General features: G+C 40.4%; 20 protein-coding genes and 1 pseudogene. 8 read left to right on the top strand and 13 right to left on the bottom strand.

The features are described from left to right. The first annotated feature begins 50 nt into the window (after nt 1–50). The gene (locus GXP67_RS12935; RefSeq protein WP_162443494.1) at nt 51–950 is read left to right on the top strand and encodes a MerR family transcriptional regulator; all 900 of its coding nucleotides are present in this window, start codon (nt 51–53) and stop codon (nt 948–950) included. 38 nt (nt 951–988) lie between these two features. Here GXP67_RS12935 and GXP67_RS12930 read toward each other — a convergent pair whose 3' ends face one another. After that, nucleotides 989–1,660 (bottom strand): DUF3575 domain-containing protein, encoded by a 672-nt coding sequence (locus GXP67_RS12930; RefSeq protein WP_162443493.1) that lies wholly within the window; start codon nt 1,658–1,660, stop codon nt 989–991. Nucleotides 1,661–1,892: 232 nt separating this feature from the next. Between GXP67_RS12930 and GXP67_RS12925 the strand changes: the two genes are divergently transcribed. Together GXP67_RS12925 and GXP67_RS12920 are read left to right on the top strand one after the other, a co-directional pair. Next, nucleotides 1,893–3,278, top strand: coding sequence for an ABC transporter permease (locus GXP67_RS12925; RefSeq protein ID WP_162443492.1), 1,386 nt, complete (start codon nt 1,893–1,895; stop codon nt 3,276–3,278). 34 nt (nt 3,279–3,312) lie between these two features. Beyond that, nucleotides 3,313–4,383, top strand: a complete 1,071-nt coding sequence (locus GXP67_RS12920; protein WP_162443491.1) for an ABC transporter permease — start codon at nt 3,313–3,315, stop codon at nt 4,381–4,383. A gap of 43 nt (nt 4,384–4,426) precedes the next feature. Here GXP67_RS12920 and GXP67_RS12915 read toward each other — a convergent pair whose 3' ends face one another. Together GXP67_RS12915 and GXP67_RS12910 are read right to left on the bottom strand one after the other, a co-directional pair. Beyond that, a complete protein-coding gene (locus tag GXP67_RS12915; protein ID WP_162443490.1) occupies nt 4,427–4,807 on the bottom strand; it encodes a hypothetical protein in 381 nt (126 codons plus the stop codon). A 205-nt stretch (nt 4,808–5,012) separates the two neighbouring features. Continuing rightward, nucleotides 5,013–5,585, bottom strand: a complete 573-nt coding sequence (locus GXP67_RS12910) for a hypothetical protein (protein ID WP_162443489.1) — start codon at nt 5,583–5,585, stop codon at nt 5,013–5,015. Nucleotides 5,586–5,877: 292 nt separating this feature from the next. Between GXP67_RS12910 and GXP67_RS12905 the strand changes: the two genes are divergently transcribed. Both GXP67_RS12905 and GXP67_RS12900 read left to right on the top strand, forming a co-directional pair. Then, nucleotides 5,878–6,414: an ATP/GTP-binding protein gene (locus GXP67_RS12905; RefSeq protein ID WP_162443488.1), complete on the top strand. Its 537-nt coding sequence runs from the start codon at nt 5,878–5,880 to the stop codon at nt 6,412–6,414. Between the two features lie 550 nt (nt 6,415–6,964). Further along, nucleotides 6,965–9,154: a glutamine synthetase III family protein gene (locus tag GXP67_RS12900; protein WP_162443487.1), complete on the top strand. Its 2,190-nt coding sequence runs from the start codon at nt 6,965–6,967 to the stop codon at nt 9,152–9,154. A 117-nt stretch (nt 9,155–9,271) separates the two neighbouring features. Here the strand turns inward: GXP67_RS12900 and GXP67_RS12895 are convergent, their stop codons facing one another. Together GXP67_RS12895 and GXP67_RS12890 are read right to left on the bottom strand one after the other, a co-directional pair. Further along, nucleotides 9,272–10,159 carry a hypothetical protein gene (locus GXP67_RS12895; protein ID WP_162443486.1) on the bottom strand — a complete coding sequence of 296 codons (888 nt, stop codon included), beginning with the start codon at nt 10,157–10,159 and terminating at the stop codon, nt 9,272–9,274. A 137-nt stretch (nt 10,160–10,296) separates the two neighbouring features. Next, nucleotides 10,297–11,169 carry a DUF58 domain-containing protein gene (locus GXP67_RS12890; RefSeq protein ID WP_162443485.1) on the bottom strand — a complete coding sequence of 291 codons (873 nt, stop codon included), beginning with the start codon at nt 11,167–11,169 and terminating at the stop codon, nt 10,297–10,299. A 190-nt stretch (nt 11,170–11,359) separates the two neighbouring features. Between GXP67_RS12890 and GXP67_RS12885 the strand changes: the two genes are divergently transcribed. After that, complete coding sequence (locus GXP67_RS12885) at nt 11,360–11,734, top strand: hypothetical protein (protein WP_162443484.1); 375 nt, start codon at nt 11,360–11,362, stop codon at nt 11,732–11,734. A gap of 121 nt (nt 11,735–11,855) precedes the next feature. Beyond that, a complete protein-coding gene (locus tag GXP67_RS12880; RefSeq protein ID WP_162443483.1) occupies nt 11,856–12,140 on the top strand; it encodes a hypothetical protein in 285 nt (94 codons plus the stop codon). 72 nt (nt 12,141–12,212) lie between these two features. On the opposite strand, the gene GXP67_RS12875 is transcribed toward GXP67_RS12880, so the two are convergent. Together GXP67_RS12875 and GXP67_RS38035 are read right to left on the bottom strand one after the other, a co-directional pair. Beyond that, entirely contained in the window at nt 12,213–12,878 is a 666-nt protein-coding gene (locus GXP67_RS12875) for a pirin family protein (RefSeq protein WP_317170131.1), read from the bottom strand. Continuing rightward, complete coding sequence (locus GXP67_RS38035; RefSeq protein WP_317170130.1) at nt 12,866–13,063, bottom strand: cupin domain-containing protein; 198 nt, start codon at nt 13,061–13,063, stop codon at nt 12,866–12,868. The genes GXP67_RS12875 and GXP67_RS38035 overlap by 13 nt, the downstream gene beginning before the upstream one ends. Nucleotides 13,064–13,198: 135 nt before the next feature. Here GXP67_RS38035 and GXP67_RS12870 point away from each other — a divergent pair, with 135 nt between their 5' ends. After that, a complete protein-coding gene (locus GXP67_RS12870; RefSeq protein ID WP_162443482.1) occupies nt 13,199–14,185 on the top strand; it encodes an aldo/keto reductase in 987 nt (328 codons plus the stop codon). Nucleotides 14,186–14,235: 50 nt separating this feature from the next. Here GXP67_RS12870 and GXP67_RS12865 read toward each other — a convergent pair whose 3' ends face one another. The 6 genes and pseudogenes from GXP67_RS12865 to GXP67_RS12840 all read right to left on the bottom strand — a co-directional run bounded on the left by GXP67_RS12865 (nt 14,236) and on the right by GXP67_RS12840 (nt 18,500). Next, on the bottom strand, nt 14,236–15,075 hold the full coding sequence (locus GXP67_RS12865; protein ID WP_162443481.1) for an N-acetylmuramoyl-L-alanine amidase-like domain-containing protein: 840 nt from the start codon (nt 15,073–15,075) through the stop codon (nt 14,236–14,238). Next, nucleotides 15,075–15,460: pseudogene (locus GXP67_RS37410) on the bottom strand (peptidylprolyl isomerase). The gene GXP67_RS12865 and the pseudogene GXP67_RS37410 overlap by 1 nt, the downstream one beginning before the upstream one ends. 609 nt (nt 15,461–16,069) lie before the next feature. Further along, the gene (locus GXP67_RS12850; RefSeq protein WP_162443478.1) at nt 16,070–16,468 is read right to left on the bottom strand and encodes a hypothetical protein; all 399 of its coding nucleotides are present in this window, start codon (nt 16,466–16,468) and stop codon (nt 16,070–16,072) included. Between the two features lie 216 nt (nt 16,469–16,684). Continuing rightward, nucleotides 16,685–17,014, bottom strand: a complete 330-nt coding sequence (locus GXP67_RS37405) for a DUF4097 family beta strand repeat-containing protein (protein ID WP_232065195.1) — start codon at nt 17,012–17,014, stop codon at nt 16,685–16,687. Then, nucleotides 17,011–17,538 (bottom strand): hypothetical protein, encoded by a 528-nt coding sequence (locus tag GXP67_RS37400; protein ID WP_232065193.1) that lies wholly within the window; start codon nt 17,536–17,538, stop codon nt 17,011–17,013. Before GXP67_RS37400 ends, GXP67_RS37405 begins: the two co-directional genes overlap by 4 nt. A 101-nt stretch (nt 17,539–17,639) precedes the next feature. Then, on the bottom strand, nt 17,640–18,500 hold the full coding sequence (locus tag GXP67_RS12840) for a DUF4097 family beta strand repeat-containing protein (protein ID WP_162443477.1): 861 nt from the start codon (nt 18,498–18,500) through the stop codon (nt 17,640–17,642). Nucleotides 18,501–18,596: the final 96 nt, after the last annotated feature.

The raw sequence follows: 18,596 nt of genomic DNA, 5'->3' as shown, positions 1-18,596 counted from the left end.
TAATGTCAACTTGAAACACATTCGAGTAATTTAATCAGACACATACTATTATGAGCGTTTATTCGATTAAAGACCTGGAACATTTATCAGGAATTAAGGCTCATACATTACGTATCTGGGAACAACGCTACAGCATTATTACTCCCAAACGTACGGATACAAATATTCGCCTCTACGATGATATAGACCTGAAACTAGTGCTTAATATCTCCCTGCTGAAAGATCACGGCTTTAAAATATCTGAGATCGCCAGAATGTCTGCGGATGATATAACGCAGGAAGTAATGACAATCACTGAGAAAAAGCTCAACTATCCCGACCAGATTCAGGCGCTTACCATTTCGATGATAGACCTGGATGAAGACCGTTTTGAGAAGATTATGGCGACCAATATCCTGCAACAGGGCTTTGAGCAGACCATGATCAAGATCATTTATCCGTTCCTGACTAAAATCGGGGTACTCTGGCAAACCGGCGCTATTGGTCCTTCCCAGGAGCATTTTATTTCCAATCTGATCCGCCAGAAACTGATCGTAGCCATAGATGGGCAGCTTCCTTCACGTAAGGTGGTTCCAAAGAAATTTATGCTGTACTTGCCGGATGGGGAATTGCACGAATTGAGCCTGCTTTTTGCCAATTACATTTTGCGGGCAAGGCAACACAAAGTAGTTTACCTGGGGCAAAGCCTGCCTTTTCACGATTTATGTGCCGCCTTTCAGGTACATAAGCCCGAATATCTGTTATCTATTATTACATCAATGCCGAGCCAGCATGAGGTACAGCCTTATGTAGATAAGCTTGCCGCAAAGTTCCCTGGAACACAGATACTTTTAAGCGGCTTTCAGGTAGTATCTCAGGATATATCGGCTCCGGAAAACATTACCATTGTCCGGAATATACAGGAACTGATTGATTTTGCAGAAGAGGAAGTAACAGTAGTTGAAAGTTGATAATTTTCTAATTATCAACTTTCAATTCTCCATTTATATTAAAAAGCGAAGCCTACAGTAACGCCTGCCCGGAATCCGAAAGGCCCAAAAAGATTAGGCACCGGGAATTCCCTTTCTTCCACTTCCGGCGTAGTTACTTTCGTATAGCGGGCATTAAGCGAAGGTCCCATAAAAATGTCCATAGAGAAATGTTTTCCGAACACCCATTGTCCGCCAATGAGTACTCCTGCTCCAATGGTTGTAAACTGGGCATCTGCCTGAATAGGAGCGGCATTTTCCCTGTCTATATTGGCTGTGGCATCAGAATGACGATAGCGCAGAAACGGGCCTATAAAAAAGCCCCGGGGCGCTTCGGTAGAAGACAGATAATACCTGAACTCAGGTGTAATGGCATATCCCCGCATTTTCACCCGTGTATCACCAAATAGCGCCGGAAGAATAGAACCGGTAGTAAATCTGGAAAATGAAAAGCCCAGCTGTGCACTCATTTTTTCATTGATCACCCGCTCGTAAAAAAATGAACCAGTCGCAGCCAGCGGACTCAGGTAATTCACCTTGATTATATTTTTAGGCATATCATCTATATCAATCACTCTTTTATTAGTGCGGTATGCCGGACGGCGGTCATAAGTTGGTTTTCTTCGCACTTGCGCCTCACAGATGCTTAGCGTAAAAGCCAGGAGTAAACCCAACAGAATATATTTTTTCATATTAATAAAAGGTAAAAGCGTGGTAAGTAGTACACATTCTTCGAAGAATAGGTTACGGAAAACAAACATTATTCCAAAAACAAAATTATGGGCGTACTCTTCCTTTAAATATACAATAATTCTCCCGCTTTTCCTCCTCAATTTTTCTCTCTACCTTAGTTAAAATCGCTGCCAGTTACAGGATGTAAAAGATAAGTTCCTTCTGCTAAATAGTTTATTAGGTAAGCGCTGTATGCTCAAATATCTGCTGAAAAGAATAATATGGATCATCCCAACACTGTGGTTTATTACTTCGGTGGTATTTATATTGAGCAAGCTTATTCCCGGAGATACTTTTTCTTCAGAAGAAAACGCCTCTACCGGAAATCTGCAACAAGACAGAGAAGCTTATCAGCACTACCTCCGGCGAACCGGGCAGGATGTTCCGCTATTCTATGTTAGCCTGCATACCCTGGCCGAACCGGATACCTTATACCGTTTGTTTTCAGTTCAAGAATACAGCCTTGCCAAACGCATGATCTGGCAATATGGCAACTGGCCTGCCATTGCCAGCTATATGGAAAAACTGCGGGTGTTACAGCAGCATATCAGAAGCAGTACATTGCTTCTGCCCGATAAAAAAACAATATCAGCGCAAACAGATGCTTTATGGCAAACGTCAAAGCCGGAACAAATCCAACGCTTGTTTAGCAAACTGGAAGATCAGCTTGACAGTGTTCCTTCCACCAACCTACTCAGGGATAATTTACAAGCAGCAGAAAAGGCATTTGTAACTGTAACCAGTACGCAGTCGCCTTATCTAAACTTTATACCTGCCCTTAGCTGGCATGGCGTACAGAACCAGTATCACCAATGGATAAAGGGATTATTGAGAGGGAGTTTAGGTGAATCGTACCGGGATGCAAGACCAGTTGTTGAAATTATTTCAGAAGCCATTTTTCCTACCTTATTACTCACCATACTTACTGTTCTTATTGTTTTTTCATTAGCCATTCTGCTGAATATATTTATTGTACATGAAGATTTTAGCGCCTGGCGCAAACCTGTACTAACGGTATTATACATGCTGGATACTGTACCTGTCTTTTTGATTGCTTTATTGCTGTTGATTTTTCTGGCTTCCGGAGATAGCTTAAACGTTTTGCCAGTATATGGCCTGGGCGATACCTCAACAGATGAATTCTGGTTGCAATCACTATTGGTTTATGTGTATTACCTGCTATTACCAGCCTTATGCCTGAGTATAGCTAATCTTCCGTACGTTACAGTGCAATTATATCAGGCCATGCAGGAAACCGCTACTAGTGACTTTATTATTACAGCCAGAGCCAAAGGTGTGATGGAAATAGGTATTGTTGCCAGGCATATACTCCGCAATGCACTATTACCCCTGATTACTTTATTTACCGGATTTTTTCCGGCCTTACTGGGTGGGGCACTTGTCATTGAAGTTATTTTTGCGATTCCAGGCATGGGCAGCCTGCTGGTTGATTCTATTCTGGCCAGAGATTTTCCGCTGATTCTGGGAATTGTGCTGGTGCTGGCTTTTATAAAAGTAATGAGCCATATTGTAGCCGATATGCTCTATTACCTGGCAGATCCCAGGGTAAGGTTTTAGCATCGGCTATTATTATTTTGCTACATACAAATCTGTGCTGACAAAGAACTGGGCACTGGTGCTCTCTATCCTGTACTTAACTTTTTTTCTGGGTTGTGCCCTACTGGCCGATGTTTTATCTCTGGGATTTACGCCGGCACAATTAGACCTGCAACATATTTACCAGCCACCCTTTCAGTGGCAGCAAACTACTTCCGGACAGGCAATACACTGGCTGGGAACTGATAAACTAGGTCATGATCTGCTGGCAAATCTGGTGTATGGCTGCCGTACGGCATTGCTGGTAAGTGTACCTGCAATGTTAGTAGCTTTATTAATTGGATTGATTCTGGGAAGTATGGCCGGGTATTATGGAGACAACTCTGTTAGAGTTTCGGTCAGTACACTGTTCATTACCTTACTTTTTTTTCCCCTGGGGTATTTTTATGGGTTTTACACCCGGCAATTTATTCTGGCTGATGCTTTTGCGGCAGGAGAAGGATTGATAGCTTTACTGGTAAGCCTTGCTATTTTCACAGGTATTCTGCTCATTGGCTATTTTGTAAGTAAATTGCTCAACCGATGGGGTATTGGGAAAAAATCGGTATTTCTCCCTATCGATCAGATCGTACTCAAACTAATAGAACTGCTTTCATCTATTCCCCGGATTATTTTTATTCTGTGCCTTACGGCTTTTGCAAAACCATCCTTAACAAATATTATTCTTATCACCGGACTCACCTACTGGACGGAGCCTGCCAGGCTGATCCGGGCAGAATTGCTGCGTATCCGGGCTATGCATTATATTGAATCTGCTAAAGCCTTGGGACTGGCCGATGTATATATCCTGTTTCGCCATGCCCTGCCTAATGCACTTTCTTCCATTATTGTTGCTTTCACGTTTGGTCTGACCAGTTTAATTGCACTAGAGTCTACCCTGTCTTTTCTGGGAATAGGCATTCCTTCAGATATACCTAGCTGGGGAAAAATGATCATGAGTTTTCGGAGTAATTTTACAGCCTGGTGGCTGGTGGTATTTCCGGGAATTATGCTGGTGTGTACGGTATTAGCGCTGCAGACCTGTAGTAGTTTTGTTATCAAACGTCTCAATCCCAGGCGTAGTTAGGAGTGTTTGAAATAGCCCTTTATCTTTCAAAGCTTTTCTCTGATCAAAGCGAAGCTATTTTTAGTTCCAGGTATGCGAGAAGGATGATAATTACTACTTCAAGTAAAAAATAAGTTAATCCTAACGTAGTCAGTTGTTGACGGTAGTAAATCACCAGTGCTATTGTCAGACAACAATATAACCCATTTGCACTGGCTAGTACTTTCATATAAAGTCTCCAGTTTCCTTTCATTTGCCAATGGTTTATAAAAGAGAAAACGGCATATACACAAGCTATGAAGGATAGCAGGTAAAGTACATTTTGTGGCATTCCAACCATATTTTCAAACCTTGCCAACACTACGCCTAACAGGAAAGCAGAAAGTAATCCTCCCAGGCTGTCTATCAAAAAGAGTCTCTTTGGAGGCAAGGTCATTTTACTCATCAATAGCGAAAACCTTGTTGATTTTATATTTAATTTACTGGAACCTCTATGTAATAATTTTTTCTCCTGCTTAATGAATGGAGCATGGCTTCCCGTATACCAAGCTTTTTGTGTTGCAGCCTTGAGCTAAGGTAAAGCTGTTATCGGTCGAAGCTGATGTTCTATGCTGGTCTTTTTTTATCTTATTGTTATAGATGCAATAACCTTAAATTAGCAATTTTACTTTCAAGTTTTTTCGCACCAGCTTAAATTGTCCTATTACTTTTTGAGCTCCTTCTACTTTTTCCCCAACAAATCTGTCTCCTGTTTTCACCTTCCAAGAAATAGTATCACTTTCAGGAAAGGAATCTAATTTTTTAGATAACACAGCCTCATCTTGTGGCCAACTCCACCAACTTTGTGATCCAAAAGTATCATACTCATCTGTTCCAATAAACCATTCTCCAAGATCAATACCGTAGTTTTTTATACTTTTTTTATTTGTATTAATTACTACTCTAACCTGCTCACCCCCTTGTTTTACCGTAGAGTGATTTTTTTCATATCCCCAATCTTCTTCTATCCATGCTTCTTCAACAGTAATTTGAATTGTATCATTAATGACTATGGGGTTGGCTAGGGGAACATACTCACTTAGAAAAACCTTCCTATCTTTTGACTCTTTAATACTTGTACTTCTTCCAGGCCCTCCTTTTGAGAAATCACAAGCAGTTAGTGTTAATAGAAGGATGAAATAACCTGTAATTACAGGCCCTCCTTTTTTATAGTTATTCAACATTAAATCTGTTTTAACATCTTTTTACTTGCAACCAACATGTATATAACCACATCTTTTACTAAAGGTTGAGGTTATTTACCAATATAAGGAATATCCTTGCCTGTTTCAAGTCATTTTCTGATAGCAAGCCAACAAGAAAAGGGCTTACATAGCTGTTGGATTTATGCTATTATATAATCCTCCAATCAACCCATCTGAAAATAAGATTTCTAAATCTCCCCCATAATAATCTTTATTGGCAAACTATATACTATCATTACAATTTACATCAATGAAGATTGATTTTTGACGAATGACTAACCTTAGGGTGAAAAAGATTGTTTTATTTGGCCCGGAATCTACCGGTAAAACCACCTTAGCACAGCAACTGGCAGCACATTATCATACCGTATGGATACCCGAATATTCCAGAACTTACCAGGAGGAACAGGGCAGGCCACTCAATATCTCAGATGTGATTCCTATCGCCCGGGGACAAATCCGCCTGGAAGAAGAAGCTTTTCCCAAAGCCAATAATATATTGATTTGTGACACAGATATTCTGGAAACCAAAGTGTATAGTGAAGTGTATAACGGCGCTTGTCCGCCATGGCTATTGGATACGATTCCCAGGCGGCTGGCAGATTTGTATCTGTTAACACAGGTAGATTTGCCCTGGATTCCCGATGGTATCCGTGACAGACCAGATGACCGGGAGCAAATGTATGCATTGTTCAAAAAGGAGTTATATCAATTACAATTGCCTTTTGCTGAAATTTGGGGAAGCTATCAACACCGGTTTGTAAAGGCGGTAGAAGCTATAGATGTATTTATGGGTAAAAAAGAATAAAATCAGACAATTTTAAAAATAACAAATGTTGTAACTCTGGTTTTTACCTTCCGTATAGATCTCCATCACTATGAGAAAAAGTCAGCTCAAGTTTGACCATCTTTTCATATAGGCATTACAGAACATCGGAAAGGAGTAGACGCCTGGATGATTTCTGTAATGCTTTTTTATTGCCCTTACTTTAGCCGGCTGATTGCTATGTCTGTGGACTTTTAGTAGCTATTTACTCCCTCAAGAAATAATCTACCTCTAGCTACAAACTTTGGTATTGCCGAAATACTTTATTCTTTTGCAGTTAGTAGATGCAGCTGCTCTATTTTTGCTTACTTCCGGCCTCCATTCCTAATACTTTTTCAAAGCAGAATCCAATAATTTTTTTCCTGCCATGTTCCGGAAATATATTTCATGCAACCAACAAAAAATAGACTTTTATCTAGAAATGCATAAATTTTTATAAAAAACCTTAAAAAAAATAGGTAGATCACTTGTATTTGCTATAAAATTTGTAGATTTAGCCTCGATTTTAACCCTTTAATCAAAAAACTCACATATGGCAGTATTACGGTTTAAAGCATTAGAGTATGCCCAGAACAGACCTGCGGTGGTAGTGTCGCCTCCCTCAACCAAAGTATCAGACTATTATGGCACCAATGTTTTCGGATTGGATGCTATGCGCTCTAACCTAAGCGCAGACATTTTTAAAAAAGTATCCCGTGCCATCGAAGCTGGTGAAAGAATTGACGAAGACGCAGCCGATGCCGTGGCAGCTGCTATGAAAAGCTGGGCTATCTCTAAAGGGGCTACCCATTATACCCACTGGTTTCAGCCATTAACTGGTGCTACCGCCGAAAAGCATGATGCTTTCTTTGATGTAATGCCTAATGGGAAAGCCATTGAAAAATTTAAAGGAAGCGCCCTGGTGCAGCAAGAACCCGATGCTTCTTCCTTTCCAAGTGGTGGTATCCGCAATACATTTGAAGCCAGAGGGTATACTGCCTGGGACCCTACTTCTCCGGCTTTCATTATAGAAAATGCTGCCGGTTGTACGCTATGTATTCCTACCGTATTTGTATCCTATACCGGCGAAGCGCTTGACTATAAAGCTCCTTTACTTAAGGCACTTTCTCTGGTAGACAAAGCCGCTACTGCTGTTTGTGATTATTTTGATAAAAGTGTATCCCGTGTAATTGCTACATTAGGAGCAGAACAAGAGTATTTTCTGGTAGACAGGGCCTTATATAATGCCCGTCCTGACCTGGTAATGACTGGCCGTACCGTATTTGGTCATTCACCCGCCAAAGGACAGCAACTGGAAGATCATTACTTTGGTTCTATTCCTTCAAGGGTACATGCCTATATGCAGGATTTTGAAATTGAAGCTTTAAAACTAGGTATTCCGATCCGTACCAGGCATAATGAGGTAGCTCCCAGTCAGTTTGAGTGTGCGCCTACCTTTGAAGAAGTGAACTTAGCCGTAGACCATAACCTGCTGTTGATGGACCTGATGGAGAAAGTAGCAGAACGTCATAATTTTAAAGTGCTGTTTCATGAAAAACCATTTGCAGGTATCAATGGAAGCGGAAAACATAACAACTGGTCGCTGGGAACCGACACAGGCAAAAACCTGCTTTCGCCAAGCACCAGACCTAAAGAAAACCTGCAGTTTCTTACTTTCTTTATCAATATTATAAAAGCTGTACACGACAATGCTGACCTGTTACGGGCGAGTATTGCTTCTGCCGGCAATGAGCACCGCTTAGGTGCCAATGAAGCGCCGCCAGCTATCATGTCTGTGTTTATTGGTTCGCAATTAACCAGCGTTCTGGAAGAACTGGAGACAAATGCGACCATTAAAATTGACAAAGGAGATAATATGTATATGAAGCTGGGCATTGATAAAATCCCTTCTATTCTGCTGGATAACACTGACCGTAACCGGACTTCGCCTTTTGCTTTCACCGGTAATAAATTTGAATTTCGTGCCGTAGGTGGTGCTGCTAATAGTTCTTCCAACATGATTGTATTGAATACGATTGTGGCTCATCAGTTATTTCAGTTCCGCAAAGAAGTGGATGCTGCGATTGCCAAAGGAGAGAAAAAAGAAGTAGCCATTGTAAACGTACTGCGTGAGTATGTAAAATCTGCCAGAGGGATTATCTTTGAAGGAAATGGTTATTCTGAAGAATGGATACAGGAAGCGGCTAAACGTGGATTGTCTAACATTAAATCTACGCCAGATGCACTGGATGTATATATAAATGATAAGAGCATTCATTTATTTGAGAAATATGGCATCTTCTCTCACCGTGAGATTGAAGCCCGCTACGAAATCATGCTTGAAAACTATATCAAGAAGCTTCAGATCGAATCCCGGGTGATGGGTGACCTGGTGCTGAACCATGTCATTCCTACGGCTGTAAAATATCAGAGCATTCTGGTGAAAAACCTGGAAGGACTGAAAAGCATTGGAATTAAAGCCAAGCATACCAAAAATACGACAGATACGATTGAAAAAATCGCTGAATACGTAGATACCTTATTAGGCGCGGTAGAAGATATGACAGAAGCCCGTAAAAAAGCCAACAATACCGAAAACGTAAGAGAACGTGCCGCTTTGTATGGCAATGAAGTAAAAGGCTATTTCGACAAAATCCGCTACAGTGTTGACAAGCTGGAATTACTGGTTGACGATGAAGACTGGCCACTTGTGAAATACAGAGAATTATTAATGGTTCGCTAATAATTCAGATTCTATTCCTTTATAAAAGCGCAGATTTTTGTCTGCGCTTTTTTGTTTTTGGCCAGGTATACAAACTATCACCTACGGGCGATATAACAAATATCCGTTGACTGTTTTCTACACCTTTTGCTTTTCCAGATAGGTACGTTTTTCGATATAAGACCTTTTAGCGATATAGGCCAGTATCCGCATAGAACGTATAGACTGATCCGTACTCATTTGTCCGTAAATAATGCGGTCGGTATGTTGCAAGGCTTCTGCTAATTGCTGGTTTGGCATTACTTCTGCAATTTCCTTGGTAGTATAAGTGCTGAAAGGTTTATCTTCCAGTTCTTCCATATACTTTTTCCACAGAATTACGGCATGTTCAATGGTTTGCACCGCCAGATCAGGACTCATATTGCGGGTTAGTTTCTCATAATCGTTTCTGAAATGGCTATGCTCCCTGCCCATCCGGTAGAGTTTATATAACTTACTGATGCGTTTGCCAAAAGCCAGATATACAATCAGCGTAAGCATACTTACACCTACCAGAATAGCTAAGAAATAGGTATAATTGAAGTATAAGTCAACAGGAAAATAATCCGTATCTGCTATAGGCTGTAAAGTATCGGCCGGGGTCGTAATCAGCCTTTGTAAATACACCGAATCCAGACCAGTATATACGGCTGTACAGTCCTGGCTGGTAATGATGTAAACAGGCAGGCTTAGTTTCTGAATGGTGTCAGTTTCAAAGGTAGCGAGCGTATAAATCACACTATCGGTACTTCCGCTGAGATTGGTTCTGGTAGGGAAAAATTCTTTTTTTATCCATTCAAAGGGAGCATAGTTGAAACTCGAATCAGGAAAAATAATTTCCATATCCGGCGGATGCTTCAAACTCAATACATATTGCACTGGCATTCCAACTTTTATGCTGTCTGACAGAAATTTTCCCTGCGGAATAATATTACCAGAAACAGAAGAATTACTGGTTTGAGCCTGTACAGGTAAAAGAGTTGCCATCAAAAGTATCAGGCTACATGCCAGACAATTTATTTTCATGTCACATCCGGGTATTTAAATCATGCCTCTCCGGCTGATTAAGGGTAGAAAAACAATAGGTATAATATCTGAGCACAATTACCGGGCCCTTATAAAACTTATTTCTGCTTAACATTTCTCACTTTAAACAACCTGACAAGTTTAGGGACAAAGTCTTCGCTGGTGTCAATGAAGAGGTAATTTACTTTGTTTTGCCGGCAAAACCTTTCCAGATAACTTTGATTTTTAGAAAAATAGCCTGTAATATTTTTTCGCAGGTCTTTAGAAGAAGTATCCACCCATAAGGTACGCCGGGTTTCTTTATCATAAACCGGAATGATACCTAATTTTGGCAGGTTAATTTCACGCCTGTCAGAAAGATGGATGATCACTAAGTCATGTTTACGGGCGAGGGATTTGAGCGCAGCTTCGTAGCCAGTATCTATAAAATCTGAAATCAGAATAATAACGCTTCTGCGTTTAATAATTTGTAAAGCAAAAGCGATTGCCTTAGATAGATTGGTTTTAATGGAAACAGGGACCAGATTGAATAAATTTAATATCAATTCATAACCATGTTTGAGTCCTTTGGCCGGTTTCATATACGCCTCCCGCTGGTCGGAAAAGCAGATAAGCCCAACCTGACTAGTTTCTTTTACAGCAGATAAGGCCAGAACGCCACAAATATCCCTGGCCACATCTATTTTCTGTTTATTGGGTTGCCCAATTTGCTGGGAAGCACTTACATCCATCAGAAAAAAGACAGTCTGCTCTTTCTCTTCCCTGAAAATTTTAATAAAAGTACCATGCCCTTTGGCACTTACGTTCCAGTCGATGGTGCGTACATCATCGCCGTATTGATAGGCCCGTACATCATCGAATTCCAGTCCGGAACCTTTAAAGACAGAATGATAATCGCCCCGCATCTGGGAATTTACGGCTTTTCGTATCCGGATCTCATATTTGCGTAACCTGGCTAATACGTCTTTCATCGTTCTTAACTGCCCTGATTTATATATTTTTTGAAGTGCTGCCGGTTTGGTCAGCCCTTATTTTACCTGGAATATATAGGAAAAAGTAAATGTTGACTAAAAATTTTATTATTCAAATATACTTCTAAATTTGTAGGAACGCTCTAGTTTAGTATTGCGTTTAAGATATAGTTTTAGCTTTAGATAAGCAGTGGAAGCATACAAAAGCAGATTTTGTTACTGGCTTGTTACAATCGGTATATTGCTTTTCGGTTACGGACAAAGCAATATATCGGAATACAAGGAAATTCCACGGGCTTCCAGGCAGACTACTCCTGTTACCCAATCTTTTCAACAGAGCCACTCTTTAAAATTTACCGCAGAAGCTGCCTCCTTTGATGGCATCTATATTTCTGGAAGAAGTGCTGCTGCAGAAGATAAAAGTAAGCCATCTGTTAAATATATTGTTTCCCATCCCGGTTCGGATGTATATGCGCAATTAGCGAGTGTGTACATTCACCGGTTTTCAAGCCAGGCTTACTTCTCCAATATTCTCTATTTGCTGTATTGTGTGTTAATTATATAGGATTTCTCTCTCCTCATTTTCTGTACCGCACTCCAGTCTAAGTATCCCAATGTGACTTAATAAGCTTGCAGGTACACTATTTTTTAGTCCTATTTAACTAATATAATTAACTACATTTCTTATGCAAGGCATAACAACTGTTCCGAAAGAAATCATCGGACAAGCACACTTTTATAAAGAAGAAGTTTTAAAAAATGAAGATAGCCGCAAAATCAGGCAGTATTTTTTATTAAGGGCACAAACGCTGGGTAATCTATACCATCAGAAAGTGAATATTGTATACTTGCTGAGAGATGGAGAAATTCAGCAGGTAGAAACCACAGTCTGGGCGGTCGAGGGAGATTATATTGTGCTGAAAGGCGGCGTAACTATTCCGGTTCATGCCATTTTAGAAGTGGAGTTTTAATGGATTTGTTGATAGCGATGGGTTTTTGAGCCCATCGCTATTCTTTATACACCTGATTTATAGTTTCTTAATTTACCTCCACTGCCCAAACTTACCCATTCGGTAATCCTGGTAAGCTTCCTGTATTTCTCTCTCCGTATTCATCACAAATGGCCCTTGTGCTACCACCGGTTCATTCAATGGCTGGGCATGCCCTAGTATAAGCACACTATCTGCTTCAGCATGTATTTGTACTTCGGAAGAATTATTGTCAAATTCAATGATTTGCCTGGTTTCGGCTTTAGATTCATTCACGATAAGTTTTCCGCTTACTACATAGAAAAAAATCGTGTGTTCGGCTGGAATTTGTATACTCAATCTACCGCCAGCAGTAAGATATACGGTACTCATACATACATCAGTAAGGGATTGAAAAGCACCAGCATGCTCACCCCAAGTACCGGAAATCAGATTCAGTTGTACCTTTCCATTATCAAGTAGCAAGTTTGGAATTTCTTCTTTCTGCAAACCCAGATAGAAAGGAGTAGTCATTTTTAATCTGGCTGGCAGGTTAAGCCAGAGTTGTAAAATTTCCAGTTTTCCGCCGTTTTCTTTAAAAGCAGTTGAAGAAGTTTCTGCATGGATCAGGCCTTTACCGGCTGTCATCCATTGTACACCTCCGGCAGTAATTATGCTTTCATGACCACCGGAATCTTTATGCATAATATCACCCTCTATAATAAAGGTTACTGTTTCCATACCCCGGTGCGGATGCGGACCAAAAGGCAACCCATTATTATGCGGCTTATATGTTTGAGGCCATGGTGGTTCAATAACAAAAAAGGATCTAAACTACTTAAGGTGCGCGAAGGCAAGGGAGTATAAGTAATCAGGTCGCCCATGGGTACATATTGGGCTGTATGAATTTTTCTGATGGTTCTCATGTGAAATAGGGGAAAGGCTCATTTTACTACGTAAAATAGTATATTTCTGAGCGATAAAATGAATAATTTTTACTGCCTGCTCAGCCTTTATTACCTTTATTGCGTAAAACAAGCACTTCAAACTTTTAATCTTATATGGAATACAGAAAACTAGGAAATAGTGATATCCGGATCTCAGCTATTGCTTTTGGAGCATGGGCAGCCGGCGGATGGATGTGGGGAGGTACCGACCGAAAGGAAGCCGTTCTCGCCATTGAAAAATCTATTGAGTTAGGGGTGAGTACCATCGATACAGCGCCAGTCTATGGTTTTGGGCTAAGTGAAGAAATAGTAGCAGAAGCGGTAGCCGGGAAACGGGATCAGGTACAAATCCTGACTAAATACGGTTTACGCTGGGATACGGCTAGGGGCGTTTTTTACTTTGACTCACAGGATGCCAAGGGGAACTTTGTGAAAATTAATAAATACGCCGGCAAACCAGGTATTATAGAAGAATGCGAAAACAGTTTGCGACGCCTCAAAACTGACTATATTGACTTATACCAGATTCACTGGCCAGATCCTACTACACCTATTGAAGAAACTATGGAAGCCGTTGCTACCCTGCTGAAAGATGGAAAAATCCGGGCGGCCGGGGTTTCTAACTATTCGGTAGAACAGCTTAAAACGGCAGAAAAAGTTGTTTCTATCGCTTCCAACCAGGTACCGTATAGCATGGTGAACCGGGGTATAGAATCTGATCTGGTGCCGTATTGCCTGGAAAGAAACATTGGAATTCTGGCCTATAGCCCTTTACAACGAGGCTTGTTAACCGGAAAAATCACCGATGATTATTCATTCGCTTCCGGTGATCACCGGCCAGGTACTACCTTTTTCAAACCAGAAAACCGCCGTCGTACCAATGCATTTTTGAATAAAATTAAGCCTTTGGCAGATTCAACAGGAGCTAACTTGTCACAGTTAGTTATTAACTGGACGATTCAGCAGCCTGGGATTACCTGTGCCCTGGTAGGTGCCCGTAATCCTGCACAAGCGGAGGAAAATGCAAAAATACTTCAACTATCTCCTCAGGAATTACAAACTATCCGTGGATATCTGAATGAACTGGAATTGGTATCTTAATTAAGGAGAGTTTAGTATAGAATTATAAAAAACGGGCATGTGCCCGTTTTTTATTGTGTAACCCTGGCTACCATAATGCCAGCCTGGTTTTTGTTTCCAAGCAGGTATTCTGCCAAAGGCTTTTTACTGATCACCACTTTCTTTTCATCCAGGGAGGCATGCAAGAGATGGATACGTTTATCTTGCACAACTGCAAAGCCTACATGTACAACATCCAGGCCTTTGATGGAGGTAGTAATTGCAATAATATCTCCTTCTTTCAGCTTACTTTCAATTTTACTCACTTCGGATTTAGGGATATATAGCAGAGTTCTGGTGTTTATTTCTTTCTCAATCTGGCTTATCTGAGTAAAATATTCATCGCTTTTTAAAGCTGGATAAGCTGCCCGGTGTGTAGACATGAAATTGATGGGTTTGGGAACTGGTTTGCCACCCAGTTGATCGGTTATCACCTTTAAATTGCCTTGTTTTTCATTTTCATAGAGCCAGTCTGAAAAGTAATGCAGCCTGGAACCATAACCGTTTACTTCCCCATTGCGGTACCTGATTTGTTGCAAGTGGTTCGTATAATTTTGAAAAGAAGAATCTTTTTCCTTCAAGGCCATTCCCATGGCGAGCATGCTTTCTACATAGGTCGTACAATCCAATTCTTTAAGGTTTACCACCAGTTGTTCGGTAGGCTGCTTATCCAGAGTGTGAGCCACATACGGAGTGCCTATCCAGGTTTTTCCAGTTTGTACAACCAGCTGAGCAAACGGAAGATCAGTTTGTGTATGGAATGATTGAAAAGCTTGTTTCCATTTAGCTACATCCTGGGGTGAATATGCTATCTGACTGTTTGCCAGATTGGAAAAGCTAAGAAAACAGACCAGATAAAGAATGGATTTCATTAGATTTTTTTAACTACCGGAATTACTCTTACCCTGCCTCTCTCTACTACTTTGTCTTCTGTCACTTTTACCACATGCGCACCTACTGAAGATTTTATCACAAACATATCTCCTTTTTTTGCATTGGTTAAAGCCTCCTCAAACTCTTTTACCATTGTTCCTTCCCAAAGCCAGCCTAAATCTCCCCTTGTTTTGCCGATTCATCATTACCATATTTGGTGGCCAGTTGGGTAAAATCTTCGCCTTTTTTGATCTTCTCTAAATACTGATTGGCCTTTTTTACGGCTTGCAAAGAGTCTTTCTGTTTACTGCCATCGGGTTTTATATAAATATGACTGGCTCTTACCCGGTATGTACTGTCGAAACCAGCTACTTTAAAGATCATTGCATAATTATCCACAAACAAAGGTCCCAGAACATCGCCGATATTGGCATTAAAAAACATGGCTTCCATTGGACCAGCCAGATCGCCACGATAGTAGGTACTGATTTCATAAGGTGCCTCACTATTGAGACTTACAAACAAAGAATCGTTTTTGGTAGTACGGAAATAGGCTTTACGTACCTGGGCCCAGGTTTGTACATCCGAACGGGCTTGCAGGGAATCTACTTGTGCCAGCAAAGGTGTAACCAGGCTCAGCAAAAACACAACAATACTAAAAGATTTGAATTTCATTGAACAGATAGGTTTGAGAATACATGCAAAGCCTACAGGCAAAAATGATTCCTGTTTATGAATGGCGTTATACAAATTTCCGGGAATTTTATCTCTTAAACAAATTACTAATCGGGAGGCACTGTTGATTTATCGAATAGTGGCTGACATGAGTACTAGGGTTTATTGATAAAGATGGGCTGTAACTTTTCTCTCTGCAATCAACTAAAAAGCCCTGTACATCAGGGCTTTTTAGTATATAGATTTTTACATTAAATGTCTATAGAAGCAAGCAAAACTTTAATCTTAATACTCACTACTTAATACTAAATAACAGTTTTACTTGGCCATTTCCATTTTGGCAAGTACTATGCCTGGCAAGCCATTTCTTTCCTGGAAAGTACCGGTTACAGTTACTTGTTCGGCAGGAAGCGTTTTGATCTGGGTATACGGATCTGCATTTTTATGGTCTTCTACTAATAAATATACTTTTCCATCGGCAGTGAGCAAGCCAACCGGATTTCCATTCTTCAGACAGCCTGTAGCACAGCCTTTGTGTTCGGGACCTTTGGCACCACTTTTCATATAGCAGGATAAGTCAAGTACTTCTCCTTTTACAGTAAGTTCCTGTCCAGATTTTGCCTGAGCAAACAGTGTTCCGGTACTAATGCATATCATGGCAAACAAGGCCATGCAGAATTTGGTCAAAAGAGAAGCAGAGGTTTTAGCGGTGTTCATGACTGAAATTTTTAAGTGAAAAATTTTCCTCATAAAATGCTAATTAATCGGGAAAAAGGCAAACTTTTAGGTTGATTTATTCAAAATTTTATGATTCTGAGGCAGAATTTAGATGGCTTAGCTTAAAAAATTCATTTTGATCTTTTTAAAGAGATAACCTGAATATATAAAAACAATAGCCCCTCTTGGTAGGAGAGGGACTAAAAACTCTACGTATTACTTTGCCTTCCGGATATAGATGTTGCCATGCATATTTTTGAACATAACTTCAGGCCCGCCACCGTTGATTTTTCCATATACCCAATCATCGATGGTCACCCGGAAAGTGCCATTGCTGCTTTTCTGATTTACTTTAGGTTTACTCGTATCCATTGTCATATCATAGTCGGTGAAAATATCACCGGAGTCCGTTTTGATCTTGGCATTCGCTTTCACGTTAGAAGGGAAAGTAATATCTACATTTCCATTGAGGGTAGTAAATGCCATCGGCATATCTTTGGTTACCTCTTTAAAAGTAGCTGTAATAGGCCCATTCACTGTATTCACAGAAGCAGAGCCTGAAACATTGGTAAGCGTAATCCCCCATTTACACTGCTGATTTCCATATCACCATTTACTTCTTCTACAGTAATCACTCCATAATTGACTGAGCTTAATTTGAGAGAGAAATTTTTGGGAACCCTCACCGTTACATCTATTCTTCTTTTCCAGGAATCGGTATGTATTTCTACTTCATTATTGTTTTCTTCCACTTCTAAGGAAAACGAGTTTGAATTAATGCGCTTCATACCTTCCGTAGAGCCACTTTTATCATTTTTTCGGTTAGAGGTGTTTATTTTATCGCCTTCCTCTGAATCTTCGCTTTTGCGGGAAGGTACACTGGCTTCTACGATTACTTCTTTTCCATCATAGCCGCTTATTTTAATTGCTCCATTGGTAAGCCCTACTTCCAGCCTCCCGGTCTTTCCAGGATTGGTAAGCGGCACTACTATTTGTTGTTTTTCCGCATTCTGCGCCCAAAGGCTGCCAGAAATACATACACATATCAGCAGATATATAAATTTTGACATTTTCCTTGTTGTTTGATTAATGAATTGTAAGATTGTCTATTATGTGCTTTTATAAAATTCCAGTTTTATAATCTTTAAATTTTCTAATGTTGAATTCGTAATTATTTAGCTTTTTTAACAGTAATGTCTCCGTTAAATACTTCAAAACTGTGTTGCATGCCTCCTTTTCCAATGCGCACACCTGAATGCCCTTCAATTTTATAAGAAACTCCTCTGGCCTTTCCATCACTGGTTTTTTCTACTTTAGAAGCTATCATTTCAGCTACGGTAAAGTCGGTATAGGCTTCTCCATTGGTGGTTTTGAACTTCAGTTCTGCCGACAGATTTTCCGGATAGCTTACTTCTATATTGCCGTTGAGGGTTTTATACGAGGAATTACTGGGCGGAAGCGCTGTATATGCGGCTTTAACATCTCCATTTACTGTGGTGGCTTTGGTTGTTCCGGCAATTTTCTCCAGCGTAATAGAGCCATTTACATTCCCGGCGTTTACGTTATTTCTGGTATTGCTTACATTAATATTGCCCTTGTTAATCGTATATACAGCCAGTTTCACCTGATTGGGTACCCGGATTTTAAAGTTGAATACATAGTTGTAATCCTCATTCCAGTTACCATGAAAGTCGTAGCGCAATTTTCCGTCTTTGCGGCGGTATACATAGGGATTATCCACATATAAAGTCAGGCTGTCGCCGGATTGCTCAATGCCCAGCTTTACTTCATTTTTCGCTTTTTGCAGGTCTTCGTTGGTACTGGCCTTTAAGGTTTTTTCTACTTCCACCATCACTTTATCGCCATTATACCCTTCCACCGAAACCGACCCATTGATATTTTCTACATAGAGCACACTTGCTTCGCTGAGTCTGGGAAAAGAGAGCTCTTTCACAATATTTTCTTTGTCTTCCTGGGCTATCGCCAGCTGCCGGAAGAAAGCAAGTACCAGGCAAATCAGTTTCATTTTCATAAATTATATGGGTTTGTGTTAGGAATGTTAGAATGACAGGATTACAGAAGGCCGGAATAGAAAAAATAAAATATATAATTCAGTAATTCAGTAATT

Source organism: Rhodocytophaga rosea (genome assembly GCF_010119975.1).
Lineage (GTDB): Bacteria > Bacteroidota > Bacteroidia > Cytophagales > 172606-1 > Rhodocytophaga > Rhodocytophaga rosea.
Note: the sequence above shows the minus strand (reverse complement) of the source record. Positions and strands in the feature narration are given on the sequence as shown.

Excerpts from the sequence above, each read along its gene's own strand:
- GXP67_RS12880 (WP_162443483.1), top strand. The coding sequence starts at position 11,856 with ATGCAAGGCATAACAACTGTTCCGAAAGAAATCATCGGACAAGCACAC.
- GXP67_RS37400 (WP_232065193.1), bottom strand. The coding sequence starts at position 17,538 with ATGTCAAAATTTATATATCTGCTGATATGTGTATGTATTTCTGGCAGC.
- GXP67_RS38035 (WP_317170130.1), bottom strand. The coding sequence starts at position 13,063 with ATGAGAACCATCAGAAAAATTCATACAGCCCAATATGTACCCATGGGC.
- GXP67_RS12905 (WP_162443488.1), top strand. The coding sequence starts at position 5,878 with ATGACTAACCTTAGGGTGAAAAAGATTGTTTTATTTGGCCCGGAATCT.
- GXP67_RS12895 (WP_162443486.1), bottom strand. The coding sequence starts at position 10,159 with ATGGCAACTCTTTTACCTGTACAGGCTCAAACCAGTAATTCTTCTGTT.
- GXP67_RS12840 (WP_162443477.1), bottom strand. The coding sequence starts at position 18,500 with ATGAAAATGAAACTGATTTGCCTGGTACTTGCTTTCTTCCGGCAGCTG.
- GXP67_RS12935 (WP_162443494.1), top strand. The coding sequence starts at position 51 with ATGAGCGTTTATTCGATTAAAGACCTGGAACATTTATCAGGAATTAAG.
- GXP67_RS12900 (WP_162443487.1), top strand. The coding sequence starts at position 6,965 with ATGGCAGTATTACGGTTTAAAGCATTAGAGTATGCCCAGAACAGACCT.
- GXP67_RS12925 (WP_162443492.1), top strand. The coding sequence starts at position 1,893 with ATGCTCAAATATCTGCTGAAAAGAATAATATGGATCATCCCAACACTG.
- GXP67_RS12930 (WP_162443493.1), bottom strand. The coding sequence starts at position 1,660 with ATGAAAAAATATATTCTGTTGGGTTTACTCCTGGCTTTTACGCTAAGC.
- GXP67_RS12865 (WP_162443481.1), bottom strand. The coding sequence starts at position 15,075 with ATGAAATCCATTCTTTATCTGGTCTGTTTTCTTAGCTTTTCCAATCTG.
- GXP67_RS12915 (WP_162443490.1), bottom strand. The coding sequence starts at position 4,807 with ATGAGTAAAATGACCTTGCCTCCAAAGAGACTCTTTTTGATAGACAGC.
- GXP67_RS12850 (WP_162443478.1), bottom strand. The coding sequence starts at position 16,468 with ATGAACACCGCTAAAACCTCTGCTTCTCTTTTGACCAAATTCTGCATG.
- GXP67_RS12870 (WP_162443482.1), top strand. The coding sequence starts at position 13,199 with ATGGAATACAGAAAACTAGGAAATAGTGATATCCGGATCTCAGCTATT.
- GXP67_RS12875 (WP_317170131.1), bottom strand. The coding sequence starts at position 12,878 with ATGGAAACAGTAACCTTTATTATAGAGGGTGATATTATGCATAAAGAT.
- GXP67_RS12890 (WP_162443485.1), bottom strand. The coding sequence starts at position 11,169 with ATGAAAGACGTATTAGCCAGGTTACGCAAATATGAGATCCGGATACGA.
- GXP67_RS12910 (WP_162443489.1), bottom strand. The coding sequence starts at position 5,585 with ATGTTGAATAACTATAAAAAAGGAGGGCCTGTAATTACAGGTTATTTC.